The 13799-nt window shown below is 68.4% G+C and carries 11 protein-coding genes; 2 read left to right on the forward strand and 9 right to left on the reverse strand.

What is annotated here, in order from left to right; all coding sequences use genetic code 11:
• Window positions 1-108: 108 nt before the first annotated feature.
• On the forward strand, window positions 109-927 hold the full coding sequence (locus tag NA3_RS31660; RefSeq protein WP_062967971.1) for a class I SAM-dependent methyltransferase: 819 nt from the start codon (window positions 109-111) through the stop codon (window positions 925-927).
• A gap of 275 nt (window positions 928-1202) precedes the next feature.
• Here the strand turns inward: NA3_RS31660 and NA3_RS31665 are convergent, their stop codons facing one another.
• The 3 genes from NA3_RS31665 to NA3_RS31675 all read right to left on the reverse strand — a co-directional run bounded on the left by NA3_RS31665 (window position 1203) and on the right by NA3_RS31675 (window position 6060).
• Entirely contained in the window at window positions 1203-3830 is a 2628-nt protein-coding gene (locus tag NA3_RS31665; protein ID WP_062967973.1) for a LuxR C-terminal-related transcriptional regulator, read from the reverse strand.
• A 373-nt stretch (window positions 3831-4203) separates the two neighbouring features.
• Window positions 4204-4746: a thiamine pyrophosphate-dependent enzyme gene (locus NA3_RS38290; RefSeq protein WP_218021927.1), complete on the reverse strand. Its 543-nt coding sequence runs from the start codon at window positions 4744-4746 to the stop codon at window positions 4204-4206.
• A gap of 402 nt (window positions 4747-5148) precedes the next feature.
• Window positions 5149-6060, reverse strand: a complete 912-nt coding sequence (locus NA3_RS31675; protein WP_062967977.1) for a class I SAM-dependent methyltransferase — start codon at window positions 6058-6060, stop codon at window positions 5149-5151.
• 311 nt (window positions 6061-6371) lie between these two features.
• Between NA3_RS31675 and NA3_RS31680 the strand changes: the two genes are divergently transcribed.
• On the forward strand, window positions 6372-6590 hold the full coding sequence (locus tag NA3_RS31680; RefSeq protein WP_062967979.1) for a dodecin: 219 nt from the start codon (window positions 6372-6374) through the stop codon (window positions 6588-6590).
• 154 nt (window positions 6591-6744) lie between these two features.
• On the opposite strand, the gene NA3_RS31685 is transcribed toward NA3_RS31680, so the two are convergent.
• From NA3_RS31685 to hsaA, 6 genes are all read right to left on the reverse strand, one after another.
• Entirely contained in the window at window positions 6745-7050 is a 306-nt protein-coding gene (locus NA3_RS31685) for a transcriptional regulator (protein WP_218021928.1), read from the reverse strand.
• Window positions 7038-7505: a hypothetical protein gene (locus NA3_RS31690; RefSeq protein WP_062967983.1), complete on the reverse strand. Its 468-nt coding sequence runs from the start codon at window positions 7503-7505 to the stop codon at window positions 7038-7040. Before NA3_RS31690 ends, NA3_RS31685 begins: the two co-directional genes overlap by 13 nt.
• Window positions 7506-7650: 145 nt before the next feature.
• Window positions 7651-8658, reverse strand: a complete 1008-nt coding sequence (locus NA3_RS31695) for a fused (3R)-hydroxyacyl-ACP dehydratase subunits HadA/HadB (protein WP_062967985.1) — start codon at window positions 8656-8658, stop codon at window positions 7651-7653.
• Window positions 8655-11138, reverse strand: a complete 2484-nt coding sequence (locus tag NA3_RS31700; RefSeq protein ID WP_062967987.1) for an FAD-binding protein — start codon at window positions 11136-11138, stop codon at window positions 8655-8657. The genes NA3_RS31695 and NA3_RS31700 overlap by 4 nt, the downstream gene beginning before the upstream one ends.
• A complete protein-coding gene (locus NA3_RS31705; protein WP_062967988.1) occupies window positions 11135-12478 on the reverse strand; it encodes a class I SAM-dependent methyltransferase in 1344 nt (447 codons plus the stop codon). Before NA3_RS31705 ends, NA3_RS31700 begins: the two co-directional genes overlap by 4 nt.
• Window positions 12475-13785, reverse strand: a complete 1311-nt coding sequence (hsaA, locus tag NA3_RS31710; RefSeq protein WP_063917839.1) for a 3-hydroxy-9,10-secoandrosta-1,3,5(10)-triene-9,17-dione monooxygenase oxygenase subunit — start codon at window positions 13783-13785, stop codon at window positions 12475-12477. Before hsaA ends, NA3_RS31705 begins: the two co-directional genes overlap by 4 nt.
• Between the last annotated feature and the right edge of the window lie 14 nt (window positions 13786-13799).

A 13799-nucleotide genomic window follows, 5' to 3' on the forward strand; every position in this document is an offset into this window, starting at 1 on the left:
CCGGAACACGCCGACGGAAGTACCGGCGCGGGCCCCACTGTTCCGGGCGTTGTGTCTCACCTGAATTCGCGACATATCCGACGGCCCGATTGCACCAGCGAGGAACTCATGTCCGAACGCAAGGTGACGGTGACACTCGATCAGCTCTCGGCGACGACCCTGTGGACGTTGCGCGACCGCGCACATGAGGCGATGCGGCCGCGACCACTGATCGTCGATCCGGTGGCGATCGAGGCGTATCGGCGAATCGACTACGACTTCGGTGAGTTCGGGCGCATACGGCAATCGCACGTGCTTCGGCCGCTGTGCTTCGATCGTGCCGTCGCCGACTTCGCCCGCCGGCATCCGCGCGGTGTCGTCGTGGCGCTGGGCGACGGACTCGAAACCGGATTCTGGCGTAGCGACTCCGATTCGCTGCGCTGGCTGTCGGTGGATCTGCCCGGCGTCATCGGGGTCCGTGAGCAGGTCATGCCGCAGGACCCTCGGGCCGAGGTCATGGGGTGCTCGGTGGTCGACACCCGCTGGATCGGGCGCGTCGATGCCGACGACGGGGTCTTGGTCACCGCGCAGGGACTGCTGGGGTATTTGCAGCCCGCGGAGGCGCTCGGCCTGATCGATGTGTGTGCGCACGCCTTCCCGGGCGGGGAAATGGTCTTCGATACGATTCCGGGCTGGTTGCGCAGGCGCTCCCACCAGGCCACGGACTCCCCGCGACCGCCGATGCCGTTCCACCTGACGGCCCGTCAGGCCGCGCGACTGCCACGCCACAACCCGTCGATCAGCGCGGTGACCGAGTTGCGGCTGCCGGCCGGCCGCGGCCTGTGCGGTCCGATCCCTTTCGCTATCGCCTACCGTATTCCGCTCGGTTCGCTCGTGCGGCCGACCACGACGCATGCGCAGTTCGCTCGTGCCGAAGCGCAGCAGTGAGTCACAGCGCGGCGAGGAGCCACACCGGTAACGCGATATGAACCTGTCGGGCAAGGGGATCACTCCGGACGCTGAACGAGGGGACGCTGACGACCCCGCGCTCCATTGCGGGTGGCGGAGGAACCGATCCCCCGACCTTCGTCCGCCACGGGTGCCACCATCGATCTTCGGCCCGGCCGACCACGATGGCGCACGTAGTGGACTACCTCAGCGACGGCAGTGGAGTACGCGACGTCGATCCGCGCCCGTGAGCCGCCCGTTTCCCGGCCGGCCGGTCACCGTCCGCAGACGATCGCGGCGAGCGCCTCACGGGTATTGACTCCGAGTTGCCGCCCGGCGCGATAGATGTGGCCTTCCACGGTGCGGACCGACACGATCAGGCGATCCGCGATCTGCTGATTCGTCAGGCCCTGTCCGATGAGGGTCGCGATTTCGCGCTGCCGCTCGGTGAGCCGGGCGTCGATCGCGGTGATCGCCTGGATGGCGGGCGTGTGCGCCCCGCACTCGGTGGCGATCCGCCGAGCGCGTGCCGCCGATGCGAGCGCGGAAACCCGCATCCCGCGATACGCGTGGGCGCTTGCTGCCTGCGCGGCACAATCTGCCGCGGCCAGCAGGTCGCCGAATCCTTCGAATTCCGCGGCGACCTCATCCAGCGCGGCCCCGTCGCGGTCGGTGAGCGCCGCGGCCTGATGAGCCGCGGCGGGAGCCCGCGGACCGTCCACCGAGGACGCCAGGCGCGACAGCCGCTCGGCACAGGAGACATCGCCGAACTGGACTGCGGTGTGCAGCGCGAGGACTTCCAGGGAGAGCTGGGCATTCTTCGCGGCCAAGTCCGCTGCCTCGTGCGCGATGGCGATCGCCTCGGCGCTGGCCCGCTGCCCCGTCGCCACCACCCATGCCCGTACCCGGATCAAATCGGGGTCGAGGAACGCGAATCCCGGGTGCCGGGCGGCCTCCGCTGCCGCCATCGCCTCCGCCGCCTTCTCGGCGTCACCGGTGAATGCGAGGGCCTGTGCGAGCGCAACGCGGCAAGCATATCGCATGCCGAACGCGTCGCGCCCACCCAGGCCGGAGGTCGCCTCGCGAAGCGCGCGCAGCGCCTCGGCGAGGCGACCGCAGCGCAGCGCGACCCGCCCGTCCACGAACATCGCCGCGGTCCGGATCGGGGCCGGAGCGTCGGCGGCCATCGCACGGACATCGGCGGCCAATGCCTGGGCGCGATGCAGATATCCGGCGTTGACCAGAGCATGGACATGCTCCATATGGACCGCGATCGGCAAAATACTCGTCTCGTGACTGCGCGCTGCGGTGGCACCGCGGTCGGCGAAGGGACCGATCCGGTCCGTTTTACCGAGGACCCCGAGTGCGCCGACGAGGGCATAGCACGCCGGCGCCACGGCGACGGGGTCCGCGCAGCCGCTGTCGAGAACACCTTGCGCCGTCCGGGCCGCGACCCGTGGATGGGCACGGCACAGATCGAGGACAGCGCCGAGTGCGATCAAGCTCTGCTGTGCGTCACGATCGGTGATCGACGACCGCGCCTGCGCCTGGATCCGCTCCGCGTCACCGACCCGGCCCAGGCTCCAGAACATGTTCGTCACGCGGTCGATCGCGACCCGCGCCCGCTGAGCGTCGTCTCCCACGTCCGCCAACGCCGCCAGCTCGTGCTCTGCCTGTGTGCCGTCGCCGTTCATCGCCAACGCGTGTGCGCGCAACCATCGCGCCGGAAGACCGCTTCCCGCGTTGGCTGCCGCACCGGCGAGTTGCGCACACAGTTTCGCATCCCCGCGCCCCAGGGCGATGCGCGCGCCGTCCATGAACAGCCTCGGTTCGGGTGGGAGGTCGGACTGCATGGTCAGTACGGCCGCCCGCAACCGGGCGGCGGAGGTGCACGGCGGCCGGGTGAGTGCTCGCGCGATTCTTCCGCGCAGGCGAATGGCATGCAGTGTCCCCGTCCGATCGCGCCGGACCTCGCCGTACAGCGGATGGGCAAGCCGCACGGACATGCCCTGCTCATCCCGGAGTTGCACCGTCACCAGCCCACGTTCCTCGGCCTGTTCGATCGCTCGACGTCCCGCGAGTTCTTCCAACGCCCGCACTGTGAGCGGTTCCTCGATCGCAAGAATGTCGACGACCTCGCGGACGAGCGGGTCGAGGGCGCCCATTTGCGCTTCGATCAACGAGGTCAGGGTGGTGGGTAACCCCATGTCGTCACCGAACCATCGCCACACACCGGACTCGAGCCGCAGCCGGCCGGCCTCACGTTCGGCGGTGACGAGCAGCCGGAGAAACAAGACGGTGCCGCCGGCGAGTCGCCACAGGCGCTCGGCGCTCGAACGCTCCAGTTCACCGCCCAGCGCGGTTTCCAGCAGAGCCGTGACCTCCCGCAGCGAGAGTGGTCGCAGATCGAGTCGCTCGAGGTACCCGTCCTTCCACAGCGACGTGATCGCATCCGGAGCGCTGTCGGTGGCCCCTACGGTCATGACCACGGGCGTCGTGCCCGTCAGGACCAGCTGATGCACCGCCATGGCGGATTGGTCGTCGAGCAGATGCGCGTCATCGACGCCGACCACTACGCGGCGACCATCGATGGGCGCGGCCAGTGCGCGTGCGGCGGGAATCGCCGGCCGCCCGGATTCACTCGCCGCGCCGTCTTCCTGCAGATGTCTGGACAGCGCGCCGAGCGGTACCGATCGACCGGACTTGGTGCCGACCACCCAACGCTCCCGGGCACCGCTGCGGACGGCCTTGGCCAGGGCCTCGCGCGCCAACCGGGTCTTACCGACTCCTGGCGCCCCGGCAATCACCACTCCGGGTGGCGAACGCTTTCGGTCCCGCATGGCCGCCGAGATGAATGCCAATTCGGCATCCCTTCCGACCAACGGCCACTTCCACGCCACCATATTCTCGACCCTTGTTACGGAACGAACCTCTATCTCAGCCGATCGGTGTACATACGCCGATGGCAGCGAATATGGACCAGAGGTGTTCCCAGATCGCGAACCCCACACCAACCGAAGCGGACCCGATCTGAACGACTGCCGATGACATAGGCTCGACCGCACCCAGCGGTCATCTGCCGTCCGAACAGCCGCGGCGCCGATGCCGGACTGTCCCGCTCAACCACATTGTGCTTGCCACCGACCCACATCGATTACACGCCCCGGCGGCGATCGTCGCAAGACAGGTAGGCCCGCATACCGAGACGAGTAGTCCACTACGTGAGCGTGGTCCTCGGGCCAGGAAACAGTTCGAACCCCACTGCTCGTTCGTGGATCACGCGGGCCGCAGTTGGGCGCCTTCCTGGTGCTGCGGGCCGCGGGGCCCGTAGTCGAGTTCGGCGCCTCTGTTGCTGCTGGAGGTGACCGCGGCGGGGGAATCGAAGCGGTCCATGATCGATTCGACGAAGATCAATCTGTCGTTGGGTGCCGCGAGGGCGTTGTGCAGGTCCGCTGGAGTCTCGGCGACGAACGAGCGGGCCGTGGTGTCCGGGCGCATGGTGTATCCCCCGTTGTTGATCAGGAATATCACCGGCTTGTGATCGCGGCGCAGGATTGTGGACAGCTCCTGGACGGTGAGCTGGAAAGAGCCGTCGCCCACGAACAGCAGATGACGCCGCTCCGGTGCCGCCGTGAGCGTGCCGAGCAGTGCCGCGACCGCGTAGCCGATCGAACCCCAATTCACCGATCCGACGAAGGTGCATCCCGGCGGAAGCTGCAATCCGAACAGGGCGTAGGAGGTTCCGTTGTCGACCAGGAGCACATCCCCGGGCCGGATGTAGCTGTGGATGGCCTGCCTACGCCCCCGGTCACGCCGCACGCGCTGGCCTGGATCGCGTCGAGTGTCGACGGCGCACTTGCCTCGCCGTTGTAAACGCCCACGTAATGGGGGAACGTCTCGTCGATCACAGCCTTGGCCGTACTGCTCACCGCGACCGGACTCTGCGCGACTCCACGAATGCGAACCTCGCGACCGGTCGTCGCCGGACGTGCCCGCAACGTGCGGAGCATGGAGCCCATAGCTCGGAGTAGTGATTCGAGGACACCTCGTCGTGATCGGATCACGGGTACAGCGGGTGATTCGTCTGGCAAATTTGCAGCAATGGCACTGACGGGCAGATGTCAGGGAATTTCAGGAATTGCGGCTAGAGCGATGATGGCACAGCTAATTTTTCGCATCGACACCGGCGTGGCAAGGGCACTCGATCGAGTGCTGGCAGGATCAATGCGGTGAGGGTTGCACCGCGCCGGGTTTGCTGCAGGTGAACTGCATGACGTCGAGGTGTCCGCGGCGGAAGTTGTCGGCGGACTCGGTCAGATAGCTGCTGTAGGCGTCGTAGGTGTGTGGCCCGGCCAGTTCGATCGCCCGCTCACGGTGCTCACGCAGAGCGATGGCCCACCTGTCCAGGGTGGTGGTGTAGTGCGAGCCGAGCTCCTGGATGCGGGTGAGGGTGAATCCGGCGTCCTGCGCGTACTCGGTGATTCCCTTGGGATTGTGGCCGGTTGAACGCGGGAGCCGGCTGGCCGGGAAGACGGTGCCGCGGAGGAACGCGACGTCGGTGTCGGTGTCGGTCGCCGGGCCGGATTCCCGGTGCGTTTGCGCCGCGTGCGGGTCGTGGGCGACGACGGTTTGCACCAGCAGCACCCCGTCGTCGGGCATGACGCGGTAGGCGAAGTCGAAGAAGTCCGGGTATCGCTGCGGGGGCAGGTGTTCGAGTACGCCGATGCAGACGATGCGGTCGACGGGGCGGTCGAACTGGTGCCAGCCTTGCCGTCGCACCCCGCCGTAGGGGCAGCCGCGCACGAGCCGGTCGACGAGGCGGTCTCGTACGTACCGGTGCTGGTTGCGGTGCGGCGTCAGCCCGATGGCATTGACACCGTGCGTGTCCATCGCGCGCAGCATCGTCGAACCCCAGCCGCAGCCGACGTCGAGCAAGGTCATCCCCGGTCGCAGATCACATTTGGCCAATGCAAGGTCGATCTTGGCGGACTGGGCCTGTTCCAGGGTCTCGTCCGGGCGAGTCCAGTACGCGCAACTGTAGGTGCGAGTCCGGTCGAGGAACTGCGCGAAGAACTCGTCGGGTAGCTGATCGCGGGACGGTATTCGACGGTCGGCGGGGGCGTAACCGGTCATCGTGCGGGTCTTCCTTGCGGGCAGGCCGAATCGTGTCGGTATCGGTGCCCTCCCGCCGTAAAGCTGAAGTCGAACCGCCCCTCGGAACTCCGCGAGTCATCGATCGGACGGATGGGGTGCCCTAAGTCGGGTGGCATCCGGACCTGAGACTACCGATCTCACAGGTGTGTGAAACGGTCCGTGAGCACCATTTAACCAAGCAGTAACGGTAGCGAGCTCGACGCCACTCTCCCGGCCTCGATTACGCCGTCGACGATTGCACCGGTGGCATAGTCGAACCGTCCACCTCCGCTGCACCGGAAGGCATCGACATGACCGATCACACCTACCGAGTAATCGAAATCGTCGGCACCTCCCCCGATGGCGTCGATGCCGCCATCCGCAGCGGCCTGTCGCGCGCCGCGCAGACAACACACCACCTCGACTGGTTCGAGGTCCAGTCGATCCGCGGCTACCTCGAGGAAGGAACCGTCGCCTACTACCAGGTCACCATGAAAGTCGGTTTCCGCATCGAAGACGCCAAAGAATAGGCTGCCACCGGGCGGCGGCAGACCGATGGCGTCGTCGCGCCGGAGCATGCGGACAGAAATATGTCCGTGCCTGGGGAAATCTCCGATGCCGAACATGACTCCTCGAGTGCCGCCCTCACGCGACGGCAGGGGCAACCGCACTGGGAATTTTCGGTCAGGACTCGCGGGCAATCTCCATGCTTTTTCGAGTGAGCGCGGCGAGGGCGGCGAGATGATCGTGGTAGGCCGCGCGGCCCCGCCGGTTGAGAGCGAGCCACGTTCTCGGTCTGCGGCCTACATAACCCTTGGTGACGTCCAGATATCCCGCGTTCTCCAGCGTTGTCACCGCTTTGGACAGGGTGGGTTTGCTGAGGTCGCACATCTCGGCGACGACGAGAAATTCCGCTTCGCCGCAACCGTCGAGAAAGGCGACGAGTTTCAGGCGCGGCAGGGACGCGAACAGCTCGTTCAGCGCTTCCACGGTCGCCATTCCCGGGACAGGATGCGCGGCCGTGCCTGCGCGAACCAGATCCACCCGCCCATGACGACGCTGGACACGACACGAACCCATCCGTCCGAGCCGGAAACCGCGTAGCCGACCAACGGCACCACCAGAAGCACGGCCAGCAGCGCCGCGAACTCCTTCCACTCCGCCATCGGAAGGGCGACGACGCCGCGGGCGCGCTGGATACCGCGCTGTTGCTGCACGAGTCTGAAATACACACAGCCCGAGCCGATTCCACCGAGCAGAACGATCCAACCGACTGGGCCGCCGACACCGTCGCTGATCACCGTGCACAGCAGCAACGCAGCCAGAGCTCCCGTCACGGCGGCGGCGACAGGATGCCACCGGGGCAGCGCGGCGGCCGCATGCGCCTGCCGGGTAGTAGCGGTAGCGATGGCCAGTGCCTGCTGCGGCGTCTGCGGATCGTGCATGGTCCGACCATATGCGACCAGGTTTCCAATTGGCAACCAATTTCCACTGGAATCCCATTGATACGCCGCTCGACACCGCGCGCCGTGACGCCTCCCGCCGCTCCCTCGAGGGCAACAGCGGCACACAGTTCCGAAGTTTCCGTATTCAGACCATGATGGACTGATCATCCAGAGCCACTGTGGCTGCGGCCCGGCCGATTACCGATGTCCCGTCGCACTGCGCGGCCAGCGCTACCGTCGCACGGCACGCGTCGAGATCGACGGCCGTGACCGTTCCGGTGAATTCGATCTCTGCGGCCCGGCCGGTGACGACATGGACGGGGTGGGTGAAAACCGTGGAGAAGTCGAGTATCGCCGCGGGATGGCCTACCCAGGAGGTCAGGGCGGCGGCGCCCAGGCCCATGGTGAGCATGCCATGGGTCACGACGCCGGGAGCCCCTGTGACGCGGGCGATGTCGTCGCTCCAGTGGATCGGGTTGAGGTCGCCGCACACGCCCGCGTAGTTGACGAGCTCGCCGCGCGTCAGCCGAAAGGTCCGTGACGGGAAGCGATATCCCGCAGGGGTCTTGCCCGACAATCCACTCGCCGGGCTCGCCGGGAAGGGCCGATTGCCCGGCGAGGTGTGGCGTGGCTCCCGCTGCGGTATCGGAAGCTCCTGCAAGGCAATGTTTTTCGCGATCCCACCGACTCGGCGACCTTCGATTCCGCCGCGTCCGGCAAGAGTGGTGTGCACGGTCTGCACCGGTCCGGTGCCGAGATCGCCGATCACGGTGGTGAGCGCGATGATGTCACCGCCGGCGACGGTCCGCCACGAGTCCACGGTGACCTCGTGGGTGAGCCGGTCGCCGGCGACGACCGGGCGGTGGCAGTGGATCTCCTGCTCCACCTGCACCAGCCGGGCCGGATCGTAGCCACCCAATGCCATGCGCAACAGATCCCGCTGTACTGCAGATATGGTCGCGGAGGCGAAGGTGACCGGCGCGATCAGCCCGGGATAGCCGAGCGTGTCCGCGTCGTCCCAGTGCGCCGGGTGGAAATCCTGTACCGCGCGGGCGAATTCGCGGATCTTCTCGCGCCCGACCTCATAGTGATCGCGGCTGCGGAAGATGTGCCCGATCGTCGGGGGCGGGCGCATCGTCTCCTCGTGCGTCATGACGGTTTCCCGGCCGCGAACACGCGCTGGCCGTGTACGGCCGGCGCCTCGTTCGGCTCGGGGAAGACCGCGTGGGGCGGCAGTCCCGCGGCGGTGAGCTGCTGCCGCCATTCTGATTCGGTGAGGAAAATCCGGTTCGTTCCCGCGCGGAAATCATTCTCTCCCGCGCGGGTCCGGCCGGGGCGCGCGGACATGAGGAAGTGCATCGAGGTCAAGAGTTGGGCATGTTCGCGACAGGACTCGATGAAGACCAGCTCGCCGCCGGGGTTCAGGAGGTCGTGCAGCTGCCGCAGCGTCCGGGCGCAGTCGTGGGCGTTGTGTAGGACGTTCGCGGCGACGATGACGTCGTAGGGCGGCTGGGCGGACAGCTCGCTGTTGAGATCGACTTCGCCGTAGCGCACCCACGGGTAGGCACCGAAGCGATCGCGGGCAGCGGCGAGAAAGAACGACGAGACGTCGGTGAAGTGGTAGTCGACGCCCCGGCCGTCCAGAACCGGGAGCAGGTCGGCGGTCGTACCGCCCACGCCTGCACCGAGTTCCAGGATCCGGATCGGCTGCCGGTGGTGCGCCAGCCGGTCGACGGCACGCGAAATCAGCTCGGCCGCAATGTTGTTCAAGTGGCGGTTGATCGGATTGTCCCGGTAAGCCGCGTCGGCGGTGAGCAGATCGGCATCGGGGAACAGCAATTCCTGAGCCAGGATTCGGTCCTGCAGCAGTTCGGGCAGCCGCCGGTTCGCCTCGTCGAAGAACCGTGCCAGTCGCGCGGGGAAGCCGAAGTCCGCGCAGACCTGAGCGAGGGTTGCGCGTTCGGGGGTGTCGGCTTCGCGCAGTGCGGTGTAGCCGCTCGCGGGATCGTGACGGATCCATCGGCGGTCGGTGAGCTCGGCCAGCCAGCGGCGCACCAGCCAGCGGTGGCGCGGGTGGACGCCCAACGCGGTCACGATCTGCTCCTCCGTGCGGGCCGTGCCCTCCGGCAGTGCCGAGCTCACTACCGCGGTCATGGCGCGCAGGCCGAACAGATCGAGATCGTCGCGTGCGGAGAGCAACTGCCGCCCTGGCTGATCCGAGCCCGTCGGGGTCGACGCAGTCGCAGTGTCGTTCGGGTCGGCGGGCGGGATGTTGTGATTGCAGCGGAAGGCGTTGTCCGGGTCGTATTCGGCTTTGATCCGGCGCAGCCGCTCGTAGGTGGCGGGCGGATAGGCGCTGCGCACTCGATCCGGCGACGCGGCGTCGTCGAGAATTCCGATGTAGGGGCCGCCCGCCGAGCACTGTTGCACGGCCGCGGTGACCTCGGTGATCCACTGCCGTGAGGCGCGCAGGTCGGTGCCCGGCGGTCCGCCGGAGAACAGCACCATGTGATAGGACGCGTCGTGGAACCCGAAGGCCGTGGCGTGCGCGGGCATTCGCCGAATCGCTCCGCCGAGTTGGTGTACCGAGATCAGCGAGTACCGGGTGGGCATGCGTGCGGCCAGATCGACCAGCGCGTCGATGGCGGTGTCGTCGAAGGCGCTCAGCCACTCCGAGCCCGTCGCGGTGCCGTGCCCGTCGTGGAATGCCTGTTCGGTATTGCGTTGCAGCTCGGGATATTCCAACGGCCGGATGAGATCCAGTTCCGGCTCGCCGATCCGGCGCAGACGTCCCAGCACGTCGCGTGCCTGCCGTTGGGGGCCGAGGTAGGCGGCGGTGATCGCCGCCATGGGCGGGCCCTCGGGCGCGGTGGGCGGCCAGTGCAGCAAGGTGGCGCGCAACGCCAGCTCGTCGGGAGACTCCGCGCACAGTTCCCGGAAGCGCCGAAAGACATCGCGCGCCTGGTCGAGCCGGAACAGCAACGTTCCGGCGTGCAGGGTGGTGATCGGGTGCAGCTGGAGTTCGAGGGCGACCACGATTCCGAAGTTGCCGTTGCCGCCGCGCAGCGCCCACAACAGCTCGGCGTGGTGATCGGCAGTGGCGTGCACCAGGCGACCGTCAGCGAGCACCACCTGTGCCGAACACACGTTGTCGCAGGTGAATCCGAACGATCGTTGCAGCCAGCCGGTGCCGCCGCAGACCGCGGTGCCGATCACCCCGACGGTGGACACGTCGGCCCCGGTCACCGCGAGCCCGTGCCGGTGACATACTTCGTCGAACTCCGACCAGGTCACTCCGGCCGAGACGACAGCCCGGCGGGCGGCTGGGTCGACGGTCACCGTGCGCAACGCCGACAGGTCCAGCAGCAGAGAGCCGTCGGCGGTGGCATGGTTGGCGACCTCGTGACCGCCGCCGCGCACCGAGACCGCCACGCCGTGCCTGTGCGCGAGCGCCACGGCCGCACGGATATCGGGCACCCCGGTACAGCCGACGACGGCTGCGGGATGCTGGTCCACGGCCGTGTTCCAGCGGCGGCGCGCGCTGTCGTAACTTGGATCGCCCGGTACGTGGACCGGGCCTCGGCAGGCGGCGCGCAGCGCGGACAGCATGTCGAGATCGGATGTGGTGGTCATCGGGTGACGGACTCCTCGGCGACGACGATGGCGGGCACCGACGCGTTCCGCGACTGCTGCTCCAGATGGTCGGCCAGGACTTCGGGCAGGCGCAGACGTACGAACCGGGCGAGCGGGTCGGTGCACAGCTCGACGGCTCCGCTGTCGTTCACGGCTTCGACACCGGCGTGCTGTTCCGGCCGGCCGGCGGCGAGGACCCGCGCATCCGCGGAGTCGAGGAGCACTGCCGCCTCGGGCGGTAGCGCCGTGACGAGTTGCGCGGGCGTCACCGCCGCCGGATTCTGTGTGTCCAGCAGGGCGTTCGGGATGCCCGTGACCAGGACAGCGGGGTCGCGCAGGGCGGTAGCCAGCGCGGTCGGCCACGTCCCGCTCGCGCTGCCGGGCAGTTGGTCCCACACCACGGTGCGGGTCGTCGCCGGGGCGGGCCCGTCCACGGTCATGACGACGTCATAGCGATATCGGGTGAGCTCGGTGTCCGCGCCGATGGGTTTCGCATGGCAGGCGACGCGAACCGCCCGAGCGTGTTTGTCGGCCAGGCGCGCGAAGAACCGTGGATCGCAGAGCAATTCCTCTTCCGCCGCGAGGCGCGCCGCGGCCCGCCGTGCCAGGTCTGCCGCGGTGGACTCGGGATGCCGGGCGGCTTCGATCCAGTGCGCGAACGCGGCAGCGCTCGCCAGATTGCGGATATCCCCCACGACGACCGCTCCGCCGGGAGCCACCACATCGAGTGCGTCCTCGAGCACCGCCGTGAGATACGCGGAGTCGGGAAAGCACTGGGTGACACTGTTGAACACGATGCGGTCCGGCGCGGTCGCCCCCACCGAGCGCAGCGCCTCCACCACGGGTGCGGTGGTGAGCTGATGTGCGGCGGCGTGCACCACCCGCACCCCCGGCAGCGCCTGTGCACGCAGCCGCTCCACCGCGGGCTCGGCCGGATCGAGTCCCACATAGCCTCGGGTGCGCGGATGAATGCGATGCGCGAGCAACCCACTGCCACAACCGACTTCGAGCACCGTCGCGGGTTCGCCCCGCAGCACGAGCCGCACCGCGTGATCGATCCATTCGAGCATGTGCGCACGATCGAACGGCGCACCGGTGTCGGAGGCGCGCCACCCGGACAGGTCCAGGTTGTCGCCGTAGCGCTGCTCGGCGGCGGCGTACACGTAGGAGTAGACGTGGCGCCAATGTTCGAGATGCTCGCTCAGCAGCGGCCCGGGCGCGGGCCGCACCGCGAGCGCACTGTCGGCCGGATACACGATGATCGCCTCCCGGTTCGGGTCCCAGTGGGCGGACCGAACCCACGGATGCGCGGCGGCAAGAGAAGCCAGGTGGGCGGTCACGAGCGCCGCGCCTTCGCCTCGGAAGCGGCATCTGCCGGCGAAGCAGCCGTCGGAGCCGGTAGCGCGGCGCCCAGTTCCGCGGAGCCGAACATGCGGTACACCCGCTCCGGGTCGTTGGCGGCGTGGGCCCGTCCGGCGTGGGCGTCGCGCCAGCAGCGCTGGATCACGCTGTCCGGGCGCAAGGCCCGGCCGCCGGAGTTCTCGAACAGCCGGTCCATCGCGTAGACGGCGCGTTCGGTGCCGCGCACCTGGTCGCGGCGCAGCCGCAGTCGTTCCGGTGGCGGGATCGGCGCGCCCGTCGTGGCGAGGTGGTGGAGGCGGCCGATGTTATGGGTGAGCAGCACCCATGCGGCATCGAGCTCACCGGCGGCTTCGGCGATGCGGGTGAGGGTGGCCGGGTCCTCACGGAAGGCGCTGCCGGTGAAGCCGCTGTCCTTGGTGGCGTCGCCCGGCAGCGCGACCCGGATCCGATCGCGCTGTTGGTCGAGGTGGGCGTGGTAGCCGCCGCGGGCCATGCCGATGATGGCGGCGGTGATGGCGCTGGTGTGGACGCAGCCGAACGGGATTCGATACAGCGGGCCGTCGTTGACCGCGTTCCCAGGAGTCTCACACGCGCCGACCGAGCCGGAGTCCAGCACCCGGTGGGCGGGGACGAACACGTCCTCGGCCACGATGTCGTTGCTGCCGGTGCCGCGCAGACCGACGGCCTGCCACACGTCGACAACGGTGTAGTCCGCGGCCGGGACCAGGAAGGTGCAGGAGTCGGCGGCGGTGTCGCCGTCCATGACGCGTGCGCCCAGCAGGGCCCACTGTGCGTGGTCGCAGCCGGAGGCGAAACCCCAACGGCCGCTGAGCCGGTACCCGCCCTCGACCGGTGTGGCGGTGCCGGTCAGGGCGTAGGACGAGCAGAGGCGAGCGTCCCGATCGCTGCCCCACACCTCGTCCTGGGCCGCGGCGTCGAACAGCGCGAGATTCCACGGTGAGATGCCGAGCACGGCGGCCACCCAGCCGGTGGAACCACACGCCTCGGCCACTTCCGCGACGGCGGTGTAGAACTCGGCCGGGTGCGCCTCGTATCCGCCGTGACGGCGGGGTTGCAGCAGCCGCAGGATGCCGGTTTCGGTCAGTTCGTCGATGGACTCCACCGGAATCCGGCGCGCCTGCTCGGTTCCGGCCGCGCGTTCGCGCAGCGCGGGCAGCACCGCGCGCAGGGCGGCGAGCACAGTGGCGCTGCCGGCGGCCGACGCGACAGCTCCGCCGGGCACGGTTGCCGGGTGATCGGTGACACCGGCATGGGTCTCGGACATGGCGAAATTCCTTC

The sequence above is a fragment of the Nocardia africana NBRC 100379 genome (assembly GCF_001612635.1).
Classification (GTDB): domain Bacteria; phylum Actinomycetota; class Actinomycetes; order Mycobacteriales; family Mycobacteriaceae; genus Nocardia; species Nocardia africana.

Coding starts and splice junctions, on each gene's coding strand:
- NA3_RS31660 (WP_062967971.1), top strand. CDS start 109: ATGTCCGAACGCAAGGTGACGGTGACACTCGATCAGCTCTCGGCGACG.
- NA3_RS31665 (WP_062967973.1), bottom strand. CDS start 3,830: ATGGTGGCGTGGAAGTGGCCGTTGGTCGGAAGGGATGCCGAATTGGCA.
- NA3_RS31675 (WP_062967977.1), bottom strand. CDS start 6,060: ATGACCGGTTACGCCCCCGCCGACCGTCGAATACCGTCCCGCGATCAG.
- NA3_RS31680 (WP_062967979.1), top strand. CDS start 6,372: ATGACCGATCACACCTACCGAGTAATCGAAATCGTCGGCACCTCCCCC.
- NA3_RS31690 (WP_062967983.1), bottom strand. CDS start 7,505: ATGCACGATCCGCAGACGCCGCAGCAGGCACTGGCCATCGCTACCGCT.
- NA3_RS31695 (WP_062967985.1), bottom strand. CDS start 8,658: ATGACGCACGAGGAGACGATGCGCCCGCCCCCGACGATCGGGCACATC.
- NA3_RS31700 (WP_062967987.1), bottom strand. CDS start 11,138: ATGACCACCACATCCGATCTCGACATGCTGTCCGCGCTGCGCGCCGCC.
- hsaA (WP_063917839.1), bottom strand. CDS start 13,785: ATGTCCGAGACCCATGCCGGTGTCACCGATCACCCGGCAACCGTGCCC.